16 protein-coding genes are annotated in these 15,918 nt (G+C 69.9%); 12 read left to right on the top strand and 4 right to left on the bottom strand.

Going from position 1 to position 15,918, the window contains the following annotated elements; genetic code table 11:
- Window positions 1-7: 7 nt before the first annotated feature.
- Window positions 8-1,240, bottom strand: coding sequence for a DUF349 domain-containing protein (locus AAEP80_RS13355; RefSeq protein WP_420364759.1), 1,233 nt, complete (start codon window positions 1,238-1,240; stop codon window positions 8-10).
- A 112-nt stretch (window positions 1,241-1,352) separates the two neighbouring features.
- The gene (locus AAEP80_RS13350) at window positions 1,353-2,171 is read right to left on the bottom strand and encodes a peptidylprolyl isomerase (RefSeq protein WP_420364758.1); all 819 of its coding nucleotides are present in this window, start codon (window positions 2,169-2,171) and stop codon (window positions 1,353-1,355) included.
- A gap of 116 nt (window positions 2,172-2,287) precedes the next feature.
- On the opposite strand from AAEP80_RS13350, the gene AAEP80_RS13345 reads away from it, so the two are divergent.
- The 9 genes from AAEP80_RS13345 (at window position 2,288) to aroB (ending at window position 12,428) form a co-directional block, all read left to right on the top strand.
- Window positions 2,288-3,649: a replication-associated recombination protein A gene (locus tag AAEP80_RS13345; RefSeq protein WP_420366870.1), complete on the top strand. Its 1,362-nt coding sequence runs from the start codon at window positions 2,288-2,290 to the stop codon at window positions 3,647-3,649.
- Between the two features lie 224 nt (window positions 3,650-3,873).
- Entirely contained in the window at window positions 3,874-4,503 is a 630-nt protein-coding gene (gene rpsD, locus AAEP80_RS13340; RefSeq protein WP_281264714.1) for a 30S ribosomal protein S4, read from the top strand.
- A 118-nt stretch (window positions 4,504-4,621) separates the two neighbouring features.
- A complete protein-coding gene (locus AAEP80_RS13335; protein WP_281264713.1) occupies window positions 4,622-4,804 on the top strand; it encodes a hypothetical protein in 183 nt (60 codons plus the stop codon).
- Window positions 4,805-4,884: 80 nt separating this feature from the next.
- Window positions 4,885-7,542, top strand: a complete 2,658-nt coding sequence (gene alaS / locus AAEP80_RS13330) for an alanine--tRNA ligase (protein WP_420364757.1) — start codon at window positions 4,885-4,887, stop codon at window positions 7,540-7,542.
- Window positions 7,543-7,544: 2 nt separating this feature from the next.
- Window positions 7,545-7,997 (top strand): Holliday junction resolvase RuvX, encoded by a 453-nt coding sequence (gene ruvX / locus AAEP80_RS13325; protein WP_420364756.1) that lies wholly within the window; start codon window positions 7,545-7,547, stop codon window positions 7,995-7,997.
- A gap of 71 nt (window positions 7,998-8,068) precedes the next feature.
- Window positions 8,069-9,553, top strand: coding sequence for an endolytic transglycosylase MltG (gene mltG, locus AAEP80_RS13320; protein ID WP_420364755.1), 1,485 nt, complete (start codon window positions 8,069-8,071; stop codon window positions 9,551-9,553).
- 36 nt (window positions 9,554-9,589) lie between these two features.
- Window positions 9,590-10,810 (top strand): chorismate synthase, encoded by a 1,221-nt coding sequence (aroC, locus tag AAEP80_RS13315; RefSeq protein ID WP_281264709.1) that lies wholly within the window; start codon window positions 9,590-9,592, stop codon window positions 10,808-10,810.
- Window positions 10,807-11,334 (top strand): shikimate kinase, encoded by a 528-nt coding sequence (locus AAEP80_RS13310; protein ID WP_402728850.1) that lies wholly within the window; start codon window positions 10,807-10,809, stop codon window positions 11,332-11,334. Before aroC ends, AAEP80_RS13310 begins: the two co-directional genes overlap by 4 nt.
- An 11-nt stretch (window positions 11,335-11,345) precedes the next feature.
- The gene (gene aroB, locus AAEP80_RS13305) at window positions 11,346-12,428 is read left to right on the top strand and encodes a 3-dehydroquinate synthase (protein ID WP_281267587.1); all 1,083 of its coding nucleotides are present in this window, start codon (window positions 11,346-11,348) and stop codon (window positions 12,426-12,428) included.
- A gap of 13 nt (window positions 12,429-12,441) precedes the next feature.
- Here the strand turns inward: aroB and AAEP80_RS13300 are convergent, their stop codons facing one another.
- Together AAEP80_RS13300 and AAEP80_RS13295 are read right to left on the bottom strand one after the other, a co-directional pair.
- On the bottom strand, window positions 12,442-12,624 hold the full coding sequence (locus tag AAEP80_RS13300; RefSeq protein ID WP_402728849.1) for a hypothetical protein: 183 nt from the start codon (window positions 12,622-12,624) through the stop codon (window positions 12,442-12,444).
- On the bottom strand, window positions 12,621-12,944 hold the full coding sequence (locus tag AAEP80_RS13295) for a hypothetical protein (protein WP_420364754.1): 324 nt from the start codon (window positions 12,942-12,944) through the stop codon (window positions 12,621-12,623). The genes AAEP80_RS13300 and AAEP80_RS13295 overlap by 4 nt, the downstream gene beginning before the upstream one ends.
- A 127-nt stretch (window positions 12,945-13,071) precedes the next feature.
- On the opposite strand from AAEP80_RS13295, the gene AAEP80_RS13290 reads away from it, so the two are divergent.
- From AAEP80_RS13290 to nusB, 3 genes are all read left to right on the top strand, one after another.
- The gene (locus AAEP80_RS13290) at window positions 13,072-14,763 is read left to right on the top strand and encodes an ABC1 kinase family protein (protein ID WP_420364753.1); all 1,692 of its coding nucleotides are present in this window, start codon (window positions 13,072-13,074) and stop codon (window positions 14,761-14,763) included.
- 117 nt (window positions 14,764-14,880) lie between these two features.
- On the top strand, window positions 14,881-15,444 hold the full coding sequence (gene efp / locus AAEP80_RS13285) for an elongation factor P (protein WP_144758338.1): 564 nt from the start codon (window positions 14,881-14,883) through the stop codon (window positions 15,442-15,444).
- Entirely contained in the window at window positions 15,441-15,893 is a 453-nt protein-coding gene (gene nusB, locus AAEP80_RS13280) for a transcription antitermination factor NusB (protein ID WP_420364752.1), read from the top strand. The genes efp and nusB overlap by 4 nt, the downstream gene beginning before the upstream one ends.
- Window positions 15,894-15,918: the final 25 nt, after the last annotated feature.

The following is a 15,918-nucleotide window of genomic DNA, read 5'->3' as shown; positions in this document are numbered from 1 at the left end:
CGCTGGGTCAGCTGCCGAGCGCGTCGAGCCAGATCTTGCGAGCGTCGAGGGCTTCCTGGGCGTCCTTGATCTTGCGGGCGTCCCCGGAGGCCTTGGCGGACTCGAGTTCGGCTTCGAGCTTGCCGATCGCGTCCTCGAGCTGGCTCGCGAGCCCGGTCGTACGGGCCTTGCGCTCCGGGTTCGACTCGCGCCAGTGCGCCTCCTCGAGCCCGCGGACGTGGTCCTCCACCGCGCGGAGGCGGTCCTCGATGCGGCGGACGTCCCCGCGGGGGACCTTGCCGATCTCGTCCCACCGGCGCTGGATGTCCGTGAGGGTCCTGCGGGCCGCGACCCGGTCGTTCTGTTGGAGGAGCGGCTCGGCCTCGGTCAGGACGGCGAGCTTCGCTTCGAGGTTGGCGGAGTACTCCTCGTTCTCCGCGGCGCTCTCGGCGTGGCGCTGTTCGAACAGCACGTCACCCGCGGCCTTGAACCGTGCCCAGAGCGCGTCGTCGTGGCGCTTGCCTGCACGCCCGGCACGCTTCCAGTCGTCGAGGAGCTGGCGGTAGGTCGGGATGGCATCCGAACCACGGGGCGCGAGCGCTTCGGCCTGCTGGACGAGCTCCTGCTTGCGGGTGCGGGCGTCCCGGTGCTGCGCGTCGAGTTCGGAGTAGAACGCGCGACGGTGCTGGTCCACCGTGGACCGTGCGGCACGGAATCGCTTCCACAGCTCGTTCGCTTCGTTCTTGGGGATCCGCGGCCCGTCGTGCTGGTGCTGCTGCCACCGCGCGAACACGTCGTCGAGCTGCGCGGTGATCTGCTTCCACTGCGCGCGTGCCGGGTCGACCGCTGCGAGTGCCTCGGCTTCCTCGACGAGGGCGGTGCGGAACGCGAGCGCCTCGGCGAGGGCCTGCTGGGCCTGCTCCGCCTGCTCCTTGGTCAGCGACCCGAGCTGCTCGGAGAGCGCTGCGACGCGGTCTTCGAGGGACTTGACGTCGCCGACGACGCGGGCTTCGCCCACGAGCGCGGTCAGGTGCTCGACCGTCCTGGCGACGTCGTTCGCGGACGCGCCGCGCTGCACGCGCTGTTCCGCGATCTTCACCTGACCTTCGAGGTCGGCGTACTTGCGCGCGAAGTAGGCGAGTGCTTCTTCGGGGGTGGCGTCCGGGTACTCACCCACGACACGCTCGGTGTCCTGGTACCGGACGTACACGGTGCCGTCATCGTCGACCCGCCCCCAGGTCGTTGCTTCGTCAGATCCCACAGGTCTCGCCTCGATCGTGGTCGTGCATCACCGACGTCACCGTCGGTACGGTCAGGAAGCCACCCTATTGCACTGGCGAGCCCCGCGACCCGCCAGTGTGCTGGTCTGTGGACTACTGCTCCTGCTTGATCGTCGCGCCGGTGATCGTGGTCTTCACCTTCGGCTCCCCGGTGCCGTCAGAACCGGCGTCGGAGATGCCCTTCGACGTGATCTTCGACACCAGGTCCGACAGGCCGCTGGTGACCTTGCCGACCACGGTGTAGCCGCCGGTCGAGCCGTCGAGCGTGGTGTCGCCGTAGACGATGAAGAACTGCGTCGACTGGGAGTACGTGGACGAGCTGCGGGCGATCGCGATCGTGCCCTTGTCGTAGACGTCGTCGCTCGGCGTGTTCTCGATCGGTCCGTACTGGAAGCCCGCGTCGCCCGTGCCGTCGCCGTTCGCCGAACCGCACTGCAGGAACTGGAACCCGTCGCTGTCGGCGAGCCGGTGGCAGGTCGTGCCCTCGTAGAACTGTTTGCGGATCAGGTCGATCTCGACGCTCGTGGCCTGCGGCGCCTTCTTCCCGTCGAGTTCGATCCCGAGCTTCACGTCCTTGTTCAGCGTGAGCGACCCCGTCCACGTCGAGTCCTTCGCGATGGACTTGCTCGGGACGTCCCCGGTGTTCGCGGGGGTGGCGCTGGTCGAGGGAGTCGGCGTGCTGCTGGCGCTGGCGCTGGCGCTCGCACTCGGCTTCGCGTCGGGCTGCGATCCGGCGAAGGCGAGCTGGGACCCGGTCGCGAGCGCCGCGACGGCGACGAGCGCGCTGATCCCGATGACGTTGTCCCGCACACGTCGGCGGCGTTGCCGGTCGTGGAGGCCCTGTCGAGCCTCGTAGAGACGGAGCCGCTCGCGCGCCTCACGGTTGTCACGCGCCTGGTTCTTCGGTGCCACGGTGCTGGTCTGCCCTCTCGTCGCAGTGTGCTTGCGAGCGTATCGGACCCGCTCCCATGAGTCGGCTGTCAGTGGTTCCACCTACGATTGGGGACATGGCATCGGATCGATCGGGCATGACCGCGCCCACGACCGGTGGGCGTGTCGGTCTGGCGCAGGGCTCCGTGCCGCTCGCCGTCCGGATGCGTCCGACCAGCCTCGACGAAGTCGCCGGTCAGCAGCACCTCCTCGGGCGCGGTTCGCCGCTCGTGCAGCTCGCGACCGGCACGCGTGAGAACCCCGGCGGTGTCTCCGTGATCCTCTGGGGACCCCCCGGCACCGGCAAGACCACCCTGGCGCAGGCGATCGCCCGCCAGTCCGGACGCGAGTTCGTCGAGCTCTCCGCGGTGACCGCCGGCGTCAAGGACGTGCGAGAGGTGATGGAGAAGGCCCTCACGCACCGTGACCTCTACGGCTCGACCACGGTGCTGTTCCTCGACGAGATCCACCGCTTCAGCAAGGCGCAGCAGGACGCGCTGCTCCCCGGGGTCGAGAACGGCTGGGTGATCCTCATCGCGGCCACGACCGAGAACCCGTCGTTCTCGGTCATCTCGCCGCTGCTGTCCCGGTCCCTCCTGCTCACCCTGAAGCCGCTCACCGACGCCGACCTCGGCATGCTCGTCGACCGTGCGGTGGAGGACCCCCGTGGCCTCGGTGGGTCCGTCGTCCTCGGCGACGAAGCACGCTCCGCCATCGTGCGGCTCGCATCCGGCGACGCCCGTCGTGCGCTCACGGCGCTGGAAGCCGCCTCCGCCTCGGCCGGGGCTGCACAGGACGACGACGACAGCGTGCCGGTGGTCGACGCCGAAACGGTCGCGGCCGCCGTCGACCGCGCGCTGCTCCGCTACGACCGGCAGGGCGACGAGCACTACGACGTCATCAGCGCGTTCATCAAGTCGGTGCGGGGGAGCGACGTCGACGCCGCGCTGCACTACCTGGCCCGGATGATCGAGGCAGGAGAGGACTCCCGGTTCATCGCCAGGCGCATCATCATCTCCGCGTCCGAGGACATCGGCATGGCAGACCCCCAGGCGCTCCCGATCGCCGTCGCCGCGGCACAGGCGGTGCAGCTGATCGGCATGCCGGAGGGACGGATCCCCCTGGCAGAAGCGGTCGTGTACCTGGCGACGGCGCCGAAGTCGAACGCCGCGTACAACGGCGTCAACGCGGCGATGGCCGACGTCAAGGCCGGCCGGATGGGCGTCGTGCCGAACCACCTCCGGGACGCCCACTACGCCGGTGCGAAGCGGCTCGGGCACGGCAAGGGATACATCTACTCCCACGATGCCGAGCACGGTGTGGCGGAGCAGCAGTACCTCCCCGACGCGCTCGAGGGCACCGAGTACTACACGCCGACCGCGAACGGCTACGAGCGAGAAGTCGGGCCGCGGCTCGATCGGCTCCGGAAGATCACGCGCGGCACTTCTGGGGAGGCCTGAAGCCTGCTATCGTTGACGGGCCTACGTCCTGGTCCCCGCGTGCGGCTGCGTCGGGGACAGAGTGCCACACAGCGCAGAGCGTTGTGGCGGCACGGGGGCAGAGGTTCGGACTGTAGCCGTCCGATCCCACAGGCTCATCCCTCTGGATCCCTTCACGGGGTTCGTCGGCACGTGCGCGTGCCGGGACCCGTGTTCAGTTCAGCAACAACAGAGAAAAGGACCCTGTGTCTACCAAGTCACGTACCCGCAGCAAGACCCGCCTGTCTCGCGCGCTCGGCATCCCGCTGACGCCGAAGGCGGCCCGGTACCTCGAGAAGCGCCCCTACGGCCCCGGTGAGCACGGCCGCACGCGCCGTCGTGCCGACAGCGACTACGCCGTCCGCCTCCGTGAGAAGCAGCGTCTGCGCGCCCAGTACGGCATCCGCGAGAAGCAGCTGCGCATCGTCTTCGAAGAGGCCCGCAAGACCAACGGCCTGACCGGTGAGAACCTGGTCGAGCTGCTCGAGCAGCGCCTCGACGCCCTCGTGCTGCGTGCCGGCTTCGCCCGCACCACCGCGCAGGCCCGTCAGCTGATCGTGCACCGCCACATCCTCGTCGACGGCAAGCTCGTCGACCGCCCCTCCTTCCGCGTCAAGGAGGGCCAGCTGATCCACGTCAAGCAGCGCTCCGAGTCGCTCGAGCCCTTCCAGGTCGCCGCTGCCGGTGGCCACCAGGAAGTCCTCCCGAAGGTCCCTGGTTACCTCGAGGTCGAGATCGACAAGCTCCAGGCCCGCCTCGTGCGTCGCCCGAAGCGCGCCGAGGTCCCCGTGACCTGCGAGGTCCAGCTGGTCGTCGAGTACTACGCGGCTCGCTGATCCACTGCACCGCCTGAACGGCGGGTCGTCCACATCGGACGGCCCGCCGTTCTGCGTTCCCGGAGCGACGACTAAGCTGGTCGGACGCGCGCCACGGCGCGTGCGAGAGGGAGGCACCGTGAAGCAGCTGTTCGCCGTCGCCGTCGGCGTCGTCATCGGGTTCCTCGTCGCCCACAGGGTCAGCAGGACCTCGTCGGGCGCGAAGTTCTTCGCCGAGGTCGATGCCCGCACGAAGGCCTTCACCGGTGCCGTGGCCGACGGGTACCGCTCCCGCGAAGCCGAGCTCCGCACCGACGACTGACCGTCGCACCGACACGCGGCGACACCGTCGCACCGCACAGCCCCAGCGCCCGTACCCGTTCCACGTCATCAGGAAGCACCATGCAGACCGCAGAGATCCGCCGCCGTTGGCTCCAGTACTTCGGTGACCGCGGCCACACCGTCGTCCCGTCCGCATCGCTCGTCTCGGACGACCCGTCGCTGCTGTTCACGGTGGCCGGCATGGTCCCGTTCATCCCGTACCTGACCGGACTCATCCCGGCGCCGTACCCCCGCGCGACGAGCGTGCAGAAGTGCATCCGCACCAACGACATCGAAGAGGTCGGCAAGACCCCGCGGCACGGCACGTTCTTCCAGATGAACGGCAACTTCTCCTTCGGCGATTACTTCAAGGAGCAGGCGATCCAGTACGCCTGGGAGTTCCTCACCTCGCCGGAGCCCGACGGAGGGCTCGGCTTCTCGTCCGACGACCTGTGGGTCACGGTGTACGAGGACGACGACGAGGCGATCGCGTTCTGGAAGCAGCACTCGTCCCTGCCCGACGAACGCATCCAGCGACTCGGCAAGGACACCAACTACTGGTCGACCGGCCAGCCCGGTCCTGCCGGCCCCTGCTCGGAGATCTTCTTCGACCGCGGCCCGGAGTACGGCATCGACGGTGGTCCGGCGACGGACGACGACCGCTACGTCGAGATCTGGAACCTCGTGTTCATGCAGTACCAGATCGCCGACGTGCGGTCGAAGTACGACTTCGAGATCACCGGCGAGTTGCCGAACAAGAACATCGACACCGGCATGGGGCTCGAGCGCGTCGCGTTCATCAAGCAGGGCGTCGACAACATGTACGAGATCGATCAGGTGCGCCCGGTCCTCGACAAGGCGGCTGAGGTCTCCGGTCGTCGTTACGGCGCGGTGCACGAGGACGACGTCCGCATGCGCGTCATCGCGGACCACGTGCGGTCCTCGCTCATGCTCATCGCCGACGGCGTCACGCCGTCGAACGAGGGACGCGGCTACATCCTGCGCCGTCTGCTGCGCCGCACCGTCCGCGCGATGCGTCTCCTCGGCGTCGAGGGTGCGACCTTCCCCGAGCTGTTCCCCGCGTCGCGTGACGCCATGCGTGACGCCTACCCCGAGGTCGCGTCCGACTACGACCGCATCTCGCGCATCGCCTACGCGGAGGAAGAGACCTTCCTCCGCACCCTGGCACAGGGGACGACGATCCTCGACGTCGCGGTGGACCGTGCGAAGCAGGACAACCAGCCGTCGATCGGCGGAGACACCGCGTTCCTGCTGCACGACACGTTCGGCTTCCCGATCGACCTGACGATGGAGATGGCCGAGGAAGCCGGCGTCCACGTCGACCGCACCGCGTTCGACACCCTGATGTCGGAGCAGCGCGCGCGTGCCAAGGCGGACGCCAAGAGCAAGAAGACCGCGCTGGCCGACCTCAGTGTCTACAGCGCGTTCCGTGCTTCTGGCGAGACCACCTTCCTCGGGTACGACGCCCTCGAAGCCGAGTCCCGCGTGCTCGGCCTCATCGTCGACGGCCAGAGCGTCGACCGTGCGGTCGCCGGCGACATCGCCGAGGTCGTCCTCAGCGAGACCACGCTGTACGCGGAGTCCGGCGGGCAGGACGCCGACCAGGGCTCGATCGTCGGGAACGGCTTCGACCTCGAGGTCCTCGACGTGCAGCGACCGGTGTCCGGACTGTGGAGCCACAAGGTGCAGGTCCGCTCCGGTGAGGTCGGGGTCGGCGACGCAGCCACCACGGTGGTCGACGCCGAGTACCGCAGGGGCGCGACCCAGGCCCACTCCGCCACCCACCTCGTGAACGCGGCGCTCCGCGACATCCTCGGGCCGGAAGCGCTGCAGGCCGGTTCGTACAACAAGTCCGGCTACATGCGCCTGGACTTCTCGTGGAGCCAGCCCGTCTCGCTCGAGACCCGTTCCGAGATCGAAGAGGTCGTGAACACCGCGATCCGCTCCGACCTCGAGGTCTCGACCAGGATCATGCCGCTCGACCAGGCGAAGGAACTCGGTGCGCAGGCGCTGTTCGGCGAGAAGTACGGCGCCGAGGTCCGCATGGTCGACATCGGTGGCCCGTGGTCGCGTGAGCTCTGCGGTGGGACGCACGTCGCGTCCAGCTCGCAGGTCGGTCTCGTGAACCTGGTCGGCGAATCCAGCGTCGGTTCCACCAACCGTCGTGTCGAGGCCCTCGTCGGACTCGAGGGCTTCCGCGACCTCGCGGTCGAGCGCACGATCGTGTCGCAGCTCTCGAGCGCGCTGAAGGCCCCCCGCGCCGACCTCCCCACCCGTGTCCAGTCCCTGATGGAGGACCTCCGTGTCGCGCAGAAGCGCATCGCGGAGTTCGAGTCGGCCGGGCTCCAGCAGCGGGTCCCGGCGATCGCCCGTCAGGCGACGACGATCGGCGGGACCACCGTGGTCGCCGAGTCGGTCCAGAACCTCGGGTCCGCGGACGACCTGCGGTCGCTCGCCACCGGTGTCCGCGCCCAACTCGGCGACGGCGCGGCGGTGGTCGTGCTCGGCGCCGTGGTCAACGACAAGCCGGCCGTCATCGTCGCGACGAACGACGCCGCCCGTGCGGCCGGGATCCAGGCCGGACCCCTCGCCAAGGAAGCCGCCGGTGTCCTCGGCGGTGGGGGTGGCGGGAAGCCCGACCTCGCACAGGGTGGCGGCACGAACGCCGCGGCACTGCCCGAAGCGCTCCGTGCGGTGACCGCGCGGTTGTCGGCCTGACCATGACGATCCGATCCGGACGCCGGCTCGGCGTCGACGTCGGACGCGCCCGGATCGGTGTCGCCGTCTGCGACCGCGACGGACTCCTCGCCACGCCGGTGGAGACCGTCGCGCGCGACGACGACGCTGATCTGGGGCGGATCCTGACGATCGCCGAGGAGTACGACGTGCTCGAGATCGTCGTCGGGCTGCCGCTGTCGATGTCCGGCGCGGACACGCCGTCCACGACGGACGCACGGGAGTTCGCGGCCAGGATCGCCGAGCACCGACCCGTCCGTCTGGTCGACGAGCGACTGTCGACGGTGACCGCCCAGCGGGGGATGCGGCAGGCGGGACGCAACGCCAAGAAGTCGCGGTCCGTGATCGACCAAGCGGCCGCTGTTATCATTCTGCAACATGCGCTCGACCACGAGCGCGCGTCCGGCGCCCCACCCGGGGCCACGCTCCCCGAGTAGGGCTGCCCTCCCGTCGCCACCGCAGCGACGGAGCCCCCGCGGAGTCTTCCCGACCGAGAGACCGAGGACCGTTGGCAGACGACCTGGACTGGAACGCGATCATCGCGCCCGGCAACGACGCCGAGCGGCGGGCGAAGCCCGCCGACGGTGCACCCGATGGACGCGACGACGTCCGCTCCGCCGACGGTGCCGCAGCGCGCCCGCTGTCTAGACGGGAGGCTCGTGCCCGGGAAGCGACGTCGGCTCGCGCGGCCGCCGGGTCGCCCCGGGACGACGCGGAGCGGCCGGTCTCACCGGCCGACGCTCCGGTGGCACGGTCCGTCGACGAGCTCCACCCGGAGGTGCACGGCCTGCTCACCGAGGGGGCGGCAGCACCTGCACCAGGCGACGGCGACGGCGCCGGCAGCACCGGTGGCGGATCGGCGGGAGGCGGCGGACGTGGGCGTCGAGGCGGACGCGGTGGAGCCTCCAGGCCGCCCCGTGAGCCGCGTCGTCGGTCGCGCGGCGCACTGATCGCCGGCATCGTCATCGTCGCCGTCGTGCTGGCGGCCGGCATCGGCGCGTACACGTTCGCTGCGCCGAAGGTGCAGCAGGTCATCGGAGCACTCACCGGCGCGAAGGAGACCGACGACTACACCGGGAACGGGACCTCGAAGGTCACCATCACCATCAAGCAGGGCGACATCGGCGAGGACGTCGCGAAGACCCTGCAGCGGAGCGGCGTCGTGAAGACGTCGACCGCGTTCTACAAGCTCCTGCTGGCGTCCAGCGACGTCCAGTTCCAGCCGGGTTCCTACGCGCTGAAGAAGCACATGAGCTCGAAGGCCGCGCTCGCGGCGCTGCAGGACAAGGACAACAAGGTCACCGCGTCCATCGTGATCCCGGAGGGCACCGCGCTCAAGGACATCGAGGCCGGCATGGTCTCGAAGGCCGGGCTGAGCGAGGCCGAGGTGTCGTCGGCCGCGAAGGACGTCTCCGCGTACGGGCTGCCGAGCGGCGTGACCACCCTCGAGGGCTGGCTCTTCCCGGCGACGTACCCGATCAACCCGGGCTGGACCGCGAAGCAGTACTTCCAGTCCATGGTCGACACGATGAAGCAGCACCTGAAGGACGCCGGCGTGGCCGAGGCGGACCAGGAGCACGTCATCGTGTTCGCGTCGCTCGTGCAGAAGGAAGCCGGCCTGGCAGCCGACTACCCGAAGGTCGCCCGCGTGTTCCAGAACCGCCTCGACCAGGGCATGAAGCTGCAGTCGGACGCGACCGTCGCGTACGGCACGGGGAACACCCACCGGGTGACCACCACCGACGCCGAGCGGAACGACGCCTCGAACCCGTACAACACGTACCAGCACGAGGGTCTGCCGCCCGCGCCGATCTCGAACCCCGGTGACATCGCCATCAAGGCGGTCACCCAAGAGGCCACCGGCAACTGGTTGTACTTCGTCACGGTGAACCTCGAGACGGGCGAGACGGTCTTCTCGGACACCTACGCCGAGCACCAGCAGGCGGTGAAGCAGTTCCAGGCGTGGCTCCGCGCGAACCCCTCGTACCAGTAACGACTCGGGCCTCGGCGCTGTGGGAGGATGGACACCATGCTTCGTTGGTTGACAGCTGGTGAGTCCCACGGACCCGAACTGATCGCGATGCTCGAGGGCCTGCCCGCCGGCGTCCCGGTGTCGTTCGAGTCCATCCGTACCGACCTCGCACGGCGCAAGCTCGGCTACGGCCGCGGCTCGCGCATGAAGTTCGAGCAGGACGAGCTGCACGTGTCCGGTGGCGTCCGGCACGGGTACTCCCTCGGCAGCCCGATCGCGATCCGCATCGGCAACACCGAGTGGCCGAAGTGGGTCGAGGTGATGAACCCGGAGCCGGTCGAGCAGACCGAGCTCTCGCGTGGTCGCAGCGCCCCGCTGACCCGCCCGCGTCCGGGGCACGCCGATCTGGTCGGCATGCAGAAGTACGGGTTCGACGAGTCCCGCCCGATCCTCGAACGTGCCTCGGCTCGCGAGACCGCGGCGCGCGTCGCCCTCGGTGCCGTCGCGAAGTCGTTCCTCGCCGAACTCGGAATCCGGTCGGTCGCGCACACGCTGCAGGTCGGGACCGTCCGCGTGCCCGACGGCACCGCACTGCCCCAACCCGACGACGTCGACCGGCTCGACGAGGACCAGCTGCGCTGTTTCGACGCCGACACCTCTGCCCGCATGGTCACCGAGGTCGAGGCGGCGAAGAAGGACGGCGACACCCTCGGCGGTGTCGTCGAGGTGCTGTTCTACGGCGTCCCGCCGGGGCTCGGCTCGCACGTGCAGTGGGACCGTCGTCTCGACGCGCGTCTCGCCGCGGCGATCATGGGCATCCAGGCGATCAAGGGCGTCGAGATCGGCGACGGATTCCAGACGGCTGCCCGCCGCGGTTCCGAAGCGCACGACGAGCTGTTCCGCGAGGACGGCGAGATCATCCGCACGAGCGACCGCGCCGGTGGGACCGAGGGCGGCATGTCCACCGGGACCGTGCTGCGCGTCCGCGCGGGGATGAAGCCGATCGCCACGGTCCCGCACGCGCTGCACACCATCGACGTCGCCACGGGTGAGGACGCCTCCGCGCACCACCAGCGCTCGGACGTCTGCGCCGTCCCGGCCGCCGGTGTGGTCGCCGAGGCCATGGTCGCGCTCGTGCTCGCCGACGCCGTGCTCGAGAAGTTCGGTGGCGACAACGTCGTGGAGACCAAGCGCAACCTCGAGTCGTACCTCGCGTCGATCCCGGAGACCCTGCGTTCACGCCGCACCGAGCCGGCTGAGCCCTCCAGCACCTGGTGAGCGACGAGCGCGCCGCGGCTCCCGTCGTCATCATCGGACCGATGGGCGCCGGCAAGTCGAGCGTGGGCAAGCGCGTCGCGAAGCAGCTCGGCGTGCCGTTCACCGACACCGACCGGGTGATCGTCCGAGAGCACGGACCGATCCCGGGGATCTTCGCGGATCGGGGCGAACCGGCGTTCCGGGCGCTCGAGGCCGATGCGGTGGCCGCGGCGATGGCGTCGGGTGGCGTGGTCGCCGTGGGTGGGGGAGCCGTGACCCACGCGGCCACGCGTGACGCGATGGCCGGGGCGCGCGTCGTCCTGCTCACCGTCTCACCCGAAGCCGTCGCCGAGCGGATCAACGGCTCGGACCGGCCGTTGCTGGCTTCCGGCGGCATCGACGCCTGGCAGACCATCATGGACGAGCGCGCCGCGACCTACGCGGAGCTGGCGCACATCGTCGTCGACACCTCCCGCCGCCCGATGTCGCACGTCGTCGACGACGTCGTCGCGTGGGTGCGGGGGACAACAGGAGGAACACCGTGACCGAGTCGATCCTGCCAGAGGGCACCACCGAGATCCGCGTCGGGGGCGACGACGGGTACGTCGTGGCGGTCGGCAACGGCTTGCTCGGCTCCGTGCCGGCGCTCCTCGGACCGCGGGTCGCCAAGGTGCTCATCGTGCACGCGCCGACCCTCGGTGCACGCGCTGAGGAGCTCCGCGTGCAACTGGTCGACGCCGGCCTCGAGGCGCTCATCGCCGAGGTCCCGGACGCCGAGGCCGCCAAGCGCATCGAGGTCGCCGCGTTCTGCTGGCAGATCATGGGGCAGTCGGACTTCACCAGGACCGACGCCGTGATCGGGCTCGGTGGGGGAGCCGTCACCGACCTCGCCGGGTTCGTCGCCGCGACGTGGCTCCGCGGCGTGCCGTACATCGCGATCCCGACGAGCGTGCTCGGCATGGTGGACGCGAGCGTCGGCGGCAAGACCGGCATCAACACGAACGAGGGCAAGAACCTCGTCGGCGCGTTCTACCCGCCGAAGGCGGTCGTCGCGGACATCGACCTCGTGCTGACGCTGCCGCGCAACGACGTGCTCACCGGGTTCGCGGAGATCGTGAAGGCCGGGTTCATCGCCGTGCCGGAGATCCTCGACATCGTCGAAGCCGACGTCGACCGCGCGACCGACCCCACCACGCCGGAGTTCCGCCGAGTGGTCGAGCTCGCCATCGAGCTGAAGGCGCAGGTGGTGTCGGACGACTTCACCGAGCAGGGCCGCCGCGAGATCCTCAACTACGGGCACACGCTCGGGCACGCGATCGAGCACGCCGAGCGGTACCAGTGGCGGCACGGTGCGGCGGTCTCGGTCGGCATGGTGTTCGCTGCGGAACTCGCCCGGTTGACCGGGCACCTCGACGACGCGACGGTGGACCGGCACCGTGCCGTCCTCGATTCGCTGTCGCTCCCCACCACGTACCCGCTCGGCCGGTGGGAGGGGCTCCTCGCCACGATGCGCCGCGACAAGAAGGCGCGTGCGGGGATGCTGCGCTTCATCATCCTCGACGGGGTCGGCAAGCCCGTCACGCTCGAGGGGCCGGAGGACCACCTGCTCTTCACCGCCTACCAGGAGGTCGGGGTCTAGCCGATCGCGTCGTTCATCGGAGCACGCGGAGCGTGCGACGCCACCACCAGCGAAGCCGCAGGGAAAGGGTCAGCACGTCCGTGCGTTTCCACTCTCGGAATTCTGCGATGGTTGCTCCGTTGACCCAGGCGTAGTACTCGTCGTGTCCGTCGACGTCCGGGTCAGGCGCGTCAGGGAGGGGCGCCAGCAGTTTCATCGGGGGTGATCCTTTCGCGGTGTGCTCGAGTCTTCGGCTGATGCTCCGTGATCGTTGGCGATCATGCGTCGAAGAGCGCGTCGTGCCAATCGGCGGTCGGCTTCGGACCACCACGTTACGTCTTCGAGGTTCTGCAGCACCGTTTTCGAGATGTCGTATTCAAGGCTGCCCCGTCGGGCCTCCAGTGCCCAGACGAAGCGCTCCCAGGCGTGGTGACGATCAGCTGTTCGACGTGATTGAAACGCGCCGAACCAACTGACGACAGCAGCGGCGATCGCGGCGGGGGCGGCGATGCCGGCGGCGATCAGTGCTGTGTCCATGCGCCCAGCGTGGTGAAGCGTCGTGACCAGGCAGCAGAAGCGAGCCGATCTGTGGGACGAGCGCCGAGCCTCCCGGCTGTGGAGGAGCCGTCTGCGGAAGCCCAGCCCGGGGGAGCATGCTGGCCGAGTGCCCAACCCACCCCGCCTGAGCGACCTCGGCGCCGGGCCGGCGGCGGAGCCCGGAACGCTCCGCACCCGTGCGCGCCGGTTCGCCGAGCTCCTGTCCATCGCCCGTCGACACGGCCTGGTGCCGTTCCGGCGGCTCGACTTCTCACGCGACCCAGAGACGTCCGACAAACGCCGCGGTCAGGCGGAGCACCTCCGCCGCGCGCTCGAAGAAGCCGGCGGCGGGTTCGTGAAGATGGGGCAGCTGCTGTCGACCAGGGACGACCTGTTGCCCGACGAGTGGACGGAGGGCCTCGCGCACCTGCAGCGCAACGTGACGCCGGCGGACCCCGCCGCCGTCGCTGCGCTGCTCGCCACCGATCTGCACGCGCCCCTCGACGAGGTCTTCCAGTCGTTCGACACGACACCCGTCGCGGCCGCGTCGATCGCGCAGGTCCACCGTGCTCGACTGCACGACGGCACGGCGGTCGCCGTGAAGGTCCAGCGACCCGGCATCGACGACGCCGTCCGACGCGACGTGGACATCGCGCTCCGGGTCGTGCGGTTCATGGCCCGCACCTCGACCGAAGCCCGGCAGATCGGCGTGCAGGACGTCGCGGCGCAGTACGCGGCCGACCTCGTCAGACAGGTCGACTTCACGTCGGAGCTCCGTAACCTGGAGGCACTCCGCGCGGCGCAGGCACGGAGCGCGCGTCCGGACGAGGTGCGCTTCCCCGACCCGTACCCGGAGCTGTCCGGCCGCCGCGTGCTCGTGATGGAGTTCCTCGAGGGCGACACCCTGAGCGCGATCCGGGCCGCCAGGTCCGACCGCGACCTGGACGAGCCGATGCGGGCGATCCTGCGTGTGTTCCTCCGGCAGGTGGTCTTCGACGGCATCTACCACGCCGACATGCACCCGGGGAACGTGCTCCTGCTCCCCGACGGTCGGCCGGCACTGATCGACTTCGGGTCGGTCGGACGGCTCGACCCGGGGCTCCGCGACATCGTGCAGGAACTGCTCGCGTCCTACCTGCAGGACGACACCTCCCGGATCGCGGACGCGGTGCTGCGGATGGCCCCGGTTCGGCGGGCGCAGGACGAGCCGGACTTCCGACGGGACATCGCCCGGTTCGTGGCCGAGGAGCTCGGCCCGGGCGCGCGCATCGGCGTCGAGACCGTCGACCACGCGGTCGAGGTGTTCGGGCAGTACCGGCTGAAGGCCCCGCCGGACTTCGTGGCCGCGGCCAGGGCGCTCGCGATCTTCGAGGGGACGCTCCGGACCCTGGTGCCGAGCTTCGACCTGCTCGACGAATCGCGAAACCTCGCTCGTGAGCAGATCCGCGACCAGCTGCGCCCCGGCAAGCTGCGGGACGTCGCGCTGAAGGAGCTCTTCGGGCTCGTGTCGACCGCCCGGCGCCTGCCGCGCCGCGTCGACCGGATCGGCGAGGCGATCGAGACCGGGAAGCTGACCGTCAACATCCGGCTCTTCGCGGACCAGCGGGACCGCCGGACGCTGTCCGGTCTGATCCGCCGGGTGCTCCTCGTGCTGCTCGGCGCAGGAGCGGGCGTGCTCGCCATCGTCTACCTGGCGTCGCCCGCGCGGCCGACGGCGGCGTTGAGCACCGCAGCGGCCGGTGGCCTGCTCGGCGGCGCCGCGGTGCTGCTGCTGGTCTGGGCGGCGATCGACGCGTGGCGAGCACGACGGCGGGAGTGACGCCGTCGGCTACACTCGACCGGGGCGCGCGCCCGACACCGGGCGCCAGCCGCCCGACACCGGGCGCCAGCCGCCCGGACACTTCACTCATCAATACGAACGGGACATCGAAGACTCATGGCCAGTACCACTGACATCAAGAACGGCGCCGTTCTCATCATCGACGGGCAGCTCTGGTCGGTCGTCGAGTTCCAGCACGTCAAGCCCGGCAAGGGCGGTGCGTTCGTGCGCACCAAGCTGAAGAACGTCGTCTCCGGCAAGGTCGTCGACCGCACGTTCAACGCGGGCGCGAAGATCGAGACCGCGACGGTCGACCGTCGCGACTACCAGTTCCTCTACGAGGACGGCGACTCGTACGTGTTCATGGACACCGACACCTACGACCAGATCCCGGTCCCCGCGACGGTCGTCGGCGACGCGAAGAACTTCCTGCTCGAGTCCGCGATGGTCACCATCGCGATGAACGAGGGCAACCCGCTCTACATCGAGCTCCCGACCTCGATCGTCACCGAGATCGAGACCGAGCCCGGCCTGCAGGGCGACCGCTCGTCCGGCGGCACCAAGCCCGCGACGATCAAGGCCACCGGCTACCAGATCCAGGTGCCGCTGTACCTGGAGACCGACACCAAGGTGAAGATCGACACGCGCGACGGCAACTACCTCGGCCGCGTCAACGAATGAGCGCTCGTTCCAAGGCGCGCAAGCGCGCCCTCGACATGTTGTACGTGGCGGAGGTCCGCGATCTCCCGATCGCGGACATCCTCGCCACGGAGACCGTCCGGCACCTGGACCAGCCTGAGCGTGCGTCCAGCTGGGACTACGCCAGGCAGGTCGTCACCGGCGTCGAGGAAGCGCGCGCCGAGATCGACGCCGTGATCGTCGACCACGCCCAGGGCTGGTCGATCGCGCGGATGCCGGTCCTCGACCGGTGCATCCTGCGCATGGGCGTCTGGGAGATCCGGTTCAACGCCGACGTGCCCGACGGTGTCGCCATCGCCGAGGCGGTCGAGCTCGCGCAGTCGCTCTCCACCGAGGAGTCGGCCGGGTTCGTCAACGGCCTCCTGGGCGCCGTCGCCGGGGGCCGTGCACCGTCCGGCCGGACGGTCGCAGGGGACCAGGAGTCCCGGTAGGGTTGACCACGTCAGCATCCTTTAA

Origin of the sequence: Curtobacterium sp. L3-7 (assembly GCF_048756585.1) — a bacterium.
In the GTDB taxonomy this organism is placed as follows: domain Bacteria; phylum Actinomycetota; class Actinomycetes; order Actinomycetales; family Microbacteriaceae; genus Curtobacterium.
Note: the sequence above shows the minus strand (reverse complement) of the source record. Positions and strands in the feature narration are given on the sequence as shown.